This window comes from Streptomyces sp. NPDC037301 (assembly GCF_055602785.1).
Genome location: NZ_JBVJWD010000009.1, coordinates 179,355 through 187,783 on the forward strand (window position 1 = coordinate 179,355; position 8,429 = coordinate 187,783).

Below are 8,429 nucleotides of genomic sequence, written 5' to 3' on the forward strand. Positions count from 1 at the left end.
GCCACGGCTCAGGCGAAGGCGACGTTGTAGAGCCCGCCCGCGATCGCGCCGCCGATGAGCGGTCCGACGACCGGGATCCACGCGTAGCCCCAGTCGGAGCCGCCCTTGTTCGGCAGCGGCAGCAGCGCGTGCACGATACGCGGACCGAGGTCGCGAACGGGGTTGATTGCGTAACCCGTCGGCCCGCCGAGGGAGAGACCGATACCGACGACGACCAGAGCGGTTACCAGTGCGCCGAGCGTGCCCAGGCCGTTGCCCTCGTTGTTGAGGCCCTGGGTGAGGATCGCCAGGACGAGCACGACGGTGGCGATGATTTCGGTGACGAGGTTCTGCACCGCGTGCCGGATCTCGGGGCCGGTGGAGAAGATGCCCAGCACCGGGCCCGCCTTCGGGGCGGAGGCCTTGTCGACCATGGCCTCTTCACCCGACTGGGCGCCCAGGATCTCCGGATCGGTGAGATGTGCCCGGAACTGCCCGTAGTACGTCAGCCAGACCAGCACCGCGCCGATCATCGCGCCGAGCAGCTGGGAGCCGAGGTACAGCGGTACGTCGCTCCACTTGGTGCCGCCCTCGATCGCGAGACCGATCGTGACCGCCGGATTGAGATGCGCGCCGGAAACGCCACCGGCCAGATATGCGCCGGTCAGCACGGCGAAACCCCACCCGAAGGTGATGGCGAGCCAGCCGGCGTTCTGCGCCTTGGAGCGCTTGAGAGTGACGGCGGCACAGACACCGCCGCCGAGCAGGATGAGTACGGCGGTACCTATGGTCTCGCCGATGAAGATGTCGGAGCTGGACACCCGCGACTCCTTTGTCCTTCGTCCAGGGAAGCCGAACCCCGGGTCCCTCCGGTGGTCCGCGCCCTCATGAGAGGGCATTTTCCGGCCCTTGGCGCTGTCACACCTTAACGCGAAATTCCGTTAGCTGTTCGACAATGCCGACCGGTGAACGGCAATGCTTCCCCCAGGTGAATCAGGCGTCAAGGGTTGTGTGGCCTATAACTCGATCGTTACCGACGGCCCGTCGGCAACGATCAACGGCCGCGGCGGTCAGAAGGGCCGGGCGCCCAGATCCCGGGAGACCGCGCGGGCGCAGTCCCGCACTGCGGCGATCAGCTCGGGGCGCAGCTCCCCGTCCGTGCAGACCCGCTCCACCGCACCGGTCACGGCCACCGCGCCGACCGGCATCCGCCGCCGGTCGTGGATCGGGGCGGCCACCGCGGCGACGCCCTCCCAGGTCTCCTCCACATCCGCCGCCCAGCCGCGGGCCCGGATCAGGTCGAGCATCGTCTCGAACTCCTCCGGATCGGTGACGGTGCGCGGGGTGAATGACCTCCGCTCGGCTTCCAGGGCCTCGGTGTGCGCCACCGGGTCGTACGCCGAGAGCACCTTGCCCAGGGCCGTGGAGTGCAGTGGCTGCATGGCCCCCACCTCCAGGACCTGTCGGCTGTCGTCGGGCCGGAAGACGTGGTGGACGATGAGGACGCCCTGCTGGTGCAGGACCCCCAGATGGGCGCTCTCGCCGCTGGAGCGGGCCAGGTCGTCCGTCCAGACGAGCGCGCGGGCCCGCAGCTCGTGCACGTCCAGATAGCTGTTGCCCAGACGCAGCAGCTCGGCGCCCAGCTGATAGCGGCCGGACACGGCGTCCTGCTCGACGAAGCCCTCGTGCTGGAGCGTGCGCAGGATGCCGTGCGCGGTGCCCTTGGCCAGGCCCAGTGAAGAGGCGATGTCGGACAGCCCCAGCCGACGCTCGCCGCCTGCCAGTAGGCGCAGCATCGCCGCCGCCCGCTCCAGCGACTGGATGTTCTTGGCCATCGCGCCGTACTCCTCCACGTTGGTTCGACAATGCTGAACACTATCGGTCGATGCCGACCTGTGCTCGATCCCACAGGAAAACTGCGGCACCACTCCGATCCGGACATCTCCGCGCACAGCATGCCGTCCGTTCCGTGGGACGGAGTGACGGCCCCGGGCGCTGCCCGGCTACGCTGGCCTGGTGCGCCTTCCGCCGAAGACGCAAAGCCGACAGCCGTCGCATCCCAGGGAGTACATCCATGGCCTCGTCGCCGACCCCTTCCGCCGACAGCCGGAACCGAGCCGAAGCCCTCCGCGAGGCACTCGCCACCCGGGTGGTGGTGGCCGACGGTGCCATGGGCACCATGCTCCAGGCGCAGGACCCCACCCTCGAGGACTTCGAGAATCTCGAAGGCTGCAACGAGATCCTGAACGTCACGCGCCCCGACATCGTGCGCTCCGTGCACCAGGAGTACTTCGCCGTCGGCGTGGACTGCGTCGAGACGAACACCTTCGGGGCCAACGTCACCGCCCTGGGCGAGTACGACATCCCCGAGCGGATCCACGAACTCTCCGAGTCCGGCGCGCGCATCGCCCGCGAGGTCGCCGACGAATTCACCGCGTCCACCGGACAGCAGCGCTGGGTGCTCGGCTCCATGGGCCCGGGCACGAAGCTGCCGACCCTGGGACACGCTCCCTACACCGTGCTGCGCGACGGCTTCCAGCAGAACGCCGAGGGGCTGATTGCCGGCGGCGCGGACGCGCTCATCATCGAGACGACGCAGGACCTGCTGCAGACCAAGGCCGCCGTGCTTGGCGCGCGGCGCGCCCTGGAGGCGACGGGCAGCGACCTCCTGCTGCTGTGTTCGCTGGCGTTCGAAACCACCGGCACCATGCTGCTCGGCTCCGAGATCGGTGCCGCGCTCACTGCGCTGGAACCGCTCGGCATCGACATGATCGGTCTGAACTGCTCGACCGGCCCCGCCGAGATGAGCGAGCACCTGCGCTACCTCACGCGCCACTCCCGTATCCCGCTGCTCTGCATGCCGAACGCCGGACTGCCGGTGCTCACCAAGGACGGGGCGCACTTCCCGCTCGGCCCCGGGGGGCTTGCCGATGCCCAGGAGACGTTCGTCCAGGAGTACGGCCTCTCGCTGGTCGGAGGCTGCTGCGGTACGACTCCGGAGCACCTGCGGCAGCTCGTCGAACGCGTCCGCGGCTCCGAGCTCACCCCCCGTGCCCCCCGTCCCGAGCCGGGCGCCGCCTCCTTGTACCAGACCGTCCCGTTCCGCCAGGACACCGCGTACCTCGCGATCGGCGAGCGCACGAACGCCAACGGGTCGAAGAAGTTCCGCGAGGCCATGCTGGAGGCCCGCTGGGACGACTGCGTGGAGATGGCCCGCGACCAGATCCGCGAGGGCGCCCACATGCTCGACCTCTGCGTCGACTACGTGGGCCGCGACGGTGTGGCGGACATGGAGGAGCTGGCCGGACGCTTCGCCACCGCCTCCACCCTCCCGATCGTGCTCGACTCCACCGAACTGCCCGTCCTGCGGGCCGGTCTGGAGAAGCTCGGCGGCCGTGCCGTCCTCAACTCCGTCAACTACGAGGACGGCGACGGACCCGAGTCCCGCTTCGCCAAGGTCACCGCGCTGGCCGCCGAGCACGGTGCCGCGCTGATCGCCCTGACCATCGACGAGGAGGGCCAGGCCCGTACCGTCGAGCACAAGGTCGCCGTCGCCGAGCGGCTCATCGAGGACCTGACCGGCAACTGGGGCATCAAGGAGTCGGACATCCTGATCGACACCCTGACCTTCACCATCTGCACCGGGCAGGAGGAGTCCCGGGGCGACGGCATCGCCACCATCGGGGCCATCCGCGAACTGAAGAAGCGCCACCCCGACGTCCAGACCACGCTGGGCCTGTCCAACATCTCCTTCGGCCTCAACCCGGCCGCCCGCACCGTGCTGAACTCCGTCTTCCTCGACGAGTGCGTCAAGGCCGGACTCGACTCGGCCATCGTGCACGCCTCCAAGATCCTGCCGATCGCACGCCTCGAAGAGGAGCAGGTCAAGGTCGCACTCGACCTCATCCACGACCGCCGCTCCGAGGGCTACGACCCCCTCCAGAAGCTCATGGAGCTCTTCGAGGGAGTCAGCACAAAGTCGATGAAGGCGGGCAAGGCCGAGGAACTCCTCGCCCTGCCGCTGGACGAGCGCCTCCAGTGCCGGATCATCGACGGCGAGAAGAACGGCCTGGAGGCCGACCTCGACGAGGCCCTGCGGACCCGCCCGGCCCTCGACATCGTCAACGACACCCTCCTGGAGGGCATGAAGGTCGTCGGCGAGCTCTTCGGCTCCGGCCAGATGCAGCTGCCGTTCGTGCTCCAGTCCGCGGAGGTCATGAAGACCGCGGTGGCCTATCTGGAGCCGCACATGGAGAAGTCCGACGCCGAGGGCAAGGGCACGATCGTGCTGGCCACCGTCCGCGGCGACGTCCATGACATCGGCAAGAACCTCGTCGACATCATCCTGTCCAACAACGGCTTCAACGTGGTCAACCTCGGCATCAAGCAGCCCGTCGCCGCGATCCTGGAAGCCGCCGAGGAGCACCGCGCCGACGTCATCGGTATGTCCGGCCTCCTGGTGAAGTCCACCGTGATCATGAAGGAGAACCTGGAGGAGCTGAACCAGCGCAAGCTGGCCGCCGAATACCCGGTGATCCTCGGCGGCGCCGCACTCACCCGGGCCTATGTCGAGCAGGACCTTCACGAGATCTACGAGGGCGAGGTCCGCTACGCCCGCGACGCGTTCGAGGGGCTGCGCCTGATGGACGCCCTCATCGCGGTCAAGCGCGGCGTCCCCGGCGCCGCCCTTCCCGAACTCAAGCAGCGCCGCGTCCCCAAGCGAGACACGGCGGTCCTGGAGGTCGACGAGCCCGAGGAGGGCGTCCGCTCCGACGTCGCCGTCGACAACCCGGTCCCCGCACCGCCGTTCTGGGGCACCCGGGTCGTCAAGGGCATCCAGCTCAAGGAGTACGCCTCCTGGCTGGACGAGGGCGCGCTCTTCAAGGGGCAGTGGGGCCTCAAGCAGGCCCGCGCCGGTGACGGACCCACGTACGAGGAGCTGGTCGAGACCGAGGGCCGCCCGCACCTGCGCGGCTGGCTCGACAAGCTCCACACCGAGAACCTGCTGGAAGCCGCCGTCGTCTACGGCTACTTCCCCTGCGTCTCCAAGGGCGACGACCTGATCCTGCTCCACGAGGACGGCTCCGAGCGTACCCGCTTCACCTTCCCGCGCCAGCGCCGCGGCCGCCGCCTCTGCCTCGCGGACTTCTTCCGCCCCGAGGAGTCCGGCGAGACCGATGTGATCGGCCTCCAGGTCGTCACCGTCGGCTCGAAGATCGGCGGCGAGACCGCGAAGCTCTTCGAGGCCAACTCCTACCGCGACTACCTGGAACTGCACGGCCTGTCCGTACAGCTGGCCGAGGCCCTCGCCGAGTACTGGCACGCCCGGGTCCGCTCCGAGCTCGGCTTCGGCGGCGAGGACCCCGCCGATGTCGAGGACATGTTCGCGCTGAAGTACCGTGGCGCGCGCTTCTCGCTCGGCTACGGCGCCTGCCCCGACCTGGAGGACCGGGGGAAGATCGCCGAGCTGCTCCAGCCCGAGCGGATCGGTGTGCATCTCTCGGAGGAGTTCCAGCTGCACCCGGAGCAGTCCACCGACGCGATCGTCATCCACCATCCGGAGGCGAAGTACTTCAACGCGCGGTAAGACGCCGTTCAGCGCGCGGTAGCCGGACAAGTCGTAGACTGGTCGGTCCAGTGCAGGCCGGTCGCCCTTCCCACGGGAAATGGCGGCCGGCCTTCTCGTCCCTTACGGAAGGTGTGCCGGATGACCAGCACGGTTCCCGCGTCCATGACCCGCACGGCCGAAGGCGCCGCTCTGCAGGCCGTCCTGCTCGACATGGACGGCACGCTCGTCGACACCGAGGGTTTCTGGTGGGACGCCGAGGTGGAGGTCTTCGCCGAGCTCGGGCATCAGCTCGACGAGGCCTGGCGGGACGTGGTGGTCGGCGGGCCGATGACCCGCAGCGCCGGCTACCTCATGGATGTCACCGGCGCGGACATCACCCTCGCCGAACTCACCGTGCTGCTCAACGACCGCTTCGAGAGGCGCATCGACCGCGGGGTGCCGCTGATGCCGGGCGCGGCACGGCTGCTGGCCGAGCTGGCCAGGCACGAGATTCCCACCGCCCTGGTCTCCGCCTCGCACCGGCGGATCATCGACCGGGTGCTGGACTCGGTGGGCGCCCACCACTTCGCCCTCACCGTCGCGGGCGACGAGGTCTCCCGTACCAAACCGCACCCGGAGCCCTATCTCACCGCCGCGTCCGGCTTCGGGGCGGTCCCCGAGCTCTGCGCGGTCATCGAGGACACCGCGACCGGCGTCGCTGCGGCGGAGGCCGCAGGCTGCCGGGTGGTCGCCGTACCGTCCGTCGCGCCGATCGCCCCTGCCTCCGGCCGAGTGGTCGTACGTTCGCTCGAAGAAGTCGATCTCGCATTTCTCCGGGGCCTGGTCACAGGATTGCAGTGATCCGCACACCGAGAGTGTTTCTGTGAATAAATCGAAAAACTCTCGGCGTCGGATGATGCATCTCCTGTCGTACGTAAGTGTGTGCAAGTCGGGCGTACGGCAAAGGGAAGGAAGAGCCCGGGGCGTGAGCTTTGTCACCTGAGTGACCTCTGAAGGCTTTTTGAGATCCACCGAGGTGTCCGTTTTGGCGTGCCGAAATGTCACGATTGGTGAGGTCCTGTACTAAAGCTTCCCGGACGAGAAAAACGGCTCGCCGCTAATTCCCATCACCGTCTGATTACGCATCGGGACATCTCCGGTCCGGCATTGCCGACGGCGCCTACTAATGTCGCCTTCTCAATGCACGGATGAGGGAGAGCGTCCAAGATGAACCGCAAGACTCTGGTGCTGCCGGCCGTCGTCGGCCTGCTTGCACCCGCACTCGCCGCCTGCGGCGCGTCGGGCGACGGGGGCGATGGCAAGGCCGCCATCGTTGTCGGCACCACGGACCAGTTCGTCGCCTCCAAGGTCAACCCCGCGCCGCTCGACCCCGCCATCGGCTACGAAGCCGGCGTATGGAATGTGCTCCGGCAGACCGTGCAGACCCTGGTGCACGTGCCGCGCGGCGGGGGCGAGCCGGTGCCCGAAGCCGCGGAGAGCTGCACCTTCACGGACACGCAGAACGAGAGCTACCGCTGCAAGCTGCGCAGTGGTCTGAAGTTCTCCAGTGGCAAGGCCATGACCGCCGATGATGTGAAGTACTCCATCGACCGCGTCATCCGCATCGACGCCGCGAACGGGCCCGCCGCCCTGCTCGACAACATCGACACGGTCGAGACCCAGGGCGATCGGGAGGTCATCTTCCATCTGCGCGCGCCGGACGCCACGTTCCCGTACAAGCTCGCCACCCCGGTCGCCGGGATCGTGCCGCGGAGCAAGTACGCGGCGAAGTCCGCGCGTACCGGATTCCAGGTGGACGGCTCCGGCCCGTACATCATGAAGCCGGAAGTCGAGCACAACCAGGTCGTCAAGGTGCTCTTCACCAGGAACCCCCACTACAAGGGGGATCTGAAGGTACGGAACGAGAAGGTCGAGCTGGACGTCTTCCCTGACCCGACGGCCATGGGCAAGGCCCTCGACAACGAGAAGATCGACATGATGACCCGCACCATGTCGCCCGAGCAGTCCCAGCAGATGCTCGAAAAGCCCAGGGACGGCATCAAGCTCACCGAGATGCCCGGCCTCGCCATCCATTTCCTGGGCTTCAACACCGACGACCCGGCTGTGAAGAACAAGGCCGTCCGCCAGGCCATGGCCCAGGTCATCGACCGCGGTGAAATCGCGAGCAAGGTGTACGGCACCACGGCCGAGCCGCTGTACTCGCTGATCCCGTCCGGCATCACCGCGCACGCCAACTCGTTCTACAACAGGTACAGCGAACCGAGCGCCACGAAGGCTGCGGCGATCCTGAACGCCGCAGGCGTCGACACCCCGGTGAAGCTCACGCTCCACTACCCGACCGACCGTGTCGGCGCCGGCACCGCCGCCGAGTTCGGAACCCTGAAGAAGCAGCTCGACGACACCGGACTGTTCGACGCCACCGTCCAGGGAACCCCCTGGGCGAAGTACCGCCCGGCACAGCTGCGCGGCGACTACGCCGTCTACGGCATGGGCTGGTTCCCCGACTTCCCGGACCCCGACAACTTCACGGCGCCGTTCCTCGACAAGAACAACTTCCTCAACTCGCCCTACAAGTCGGCCCTGGCCCAGAAGACGCTCATTCCGCAGTCCCGCCGCGAGACCGACCGCAGCGCCTCGGCCAAGACCTTCCAGCAGCTCCAGGACATCGTTGCCAACGACGTCCCCGTACTGCCGATCTGGCAGGGCAAGCAGTACGCCGCCTCCCGCGAAGACCTCACCGGCGTCGAGTGGGCGGTCAACTCCACCGCCGACCTCCAGCTCTGGGAGCTGGGGAAGGGCACCGGGGGGGGGGGGGGGGGGGGGGAGGGGGGGGGGGGGGGGGGGGGGGGGGGGGGTGGGGGGGGGGGGGGGGGGGGGGGGT

At 68.3% G+C, this 8,429-nt stretch carries 4 protein-coding genes and 1 pseudogene; 3 read left to right on the top strand and 2 right to left on the bottom strand.

Annotated elements, in window-relative coordinates; translation table 11 throughout:
• Positions 1 to 8 precede the first annotated feature (8 nt).
• The gene (locus ACZ7IB_RS17465) at positions 9 to 800 is read right to left on the bottom strand and encodes an MIP/aquaporin family protein (protein WP_327276128.1); all 792 of its coding nucleotides are present in this window, start codon (positions 798 to 800) and stop codon (positions 9 to 11) included.
• Positions 801 to 1,049: 249 nt separating this feature from the next.
• The gene (locus ACZ7IB_RS17470; protein ID WP_329837356.1) at positions 1,050 to 1,814 is read right to left on the bottom strand and encodes an IclR family transcriptional regulator; all 765 of its coding nucleotides are present in this window, start codon (positions 1,812 to 1,814) and stop codon (positions 1,050 to 1,052) included.
• Positions 1,815 to 2,053: 239 nt separating this feature from the next.
• Here ACZ7IB_RS17470 and metH point away from each other — a divergent pair, with 239 nt between their 5' ends.
• The 3 genes and pseudogenes from metH to ACZ7IB_RS17485 all read left to right on the top strand — a co-directional run.
• Complete coding sequence (gene metH, locus ACZ7IB_RS17475; protein WP_470913313.1) at positions 2,054 to 5,566, top strand: methionine synthase; 3,513 nt, start codon at positions 2,054 to 2,056, stop codon at positions 5,564 to 5,566.
• A 120-nt stretch (positions 5,567 to 5,686) separates the two neighbouring features.
• Complete coding sequence (locus ACZ7IB_RS17480; protein WP_470913314.1) at positions 5,687 to 6,388, top strand: HAD family hydrolase; 702 nt, start codon at positions 5,687 to 5,689, stop codon at positions 6,386 to 6,388.
• 366 nt (positions 6,389 to 6,754) lie between these two features.
• Positions 6,755 to 8,344, top strand: a pseudogene (locus tag ACZ7IB_RS17485) (ABC transporter substrate-binding protein); the annotation flags it as partial.
• Positions 8,345 to 8,429 lie beyond the last annotated feature (85 nt).

Excerpts from the sequence above, each read along its gene's own strand:
- ACZ7IB_RS17470 (WP_329837356.1), bottom strand. The coding sequence starts at position 1,814 with ATGGCCAAGAACATCCAGTCGCTGGAGCGGGCGGCGGCGATGCTGCGC.
- metH (WP_470913313.1), top strand. The coding sequence starts at position 2,054 with ATGGCCTCGTCGCCGACCCCTTCCGCCGACAGCCGGAACCGAGCCGAA.
- ACZ7IB_RS17480 (WP_470913314.1), top strand. The coding sequence starts at position 5,687 with ATGACCAGCACGGTTCCCGCGTCCATGACCCGCACGGCCGAAGGCGCC.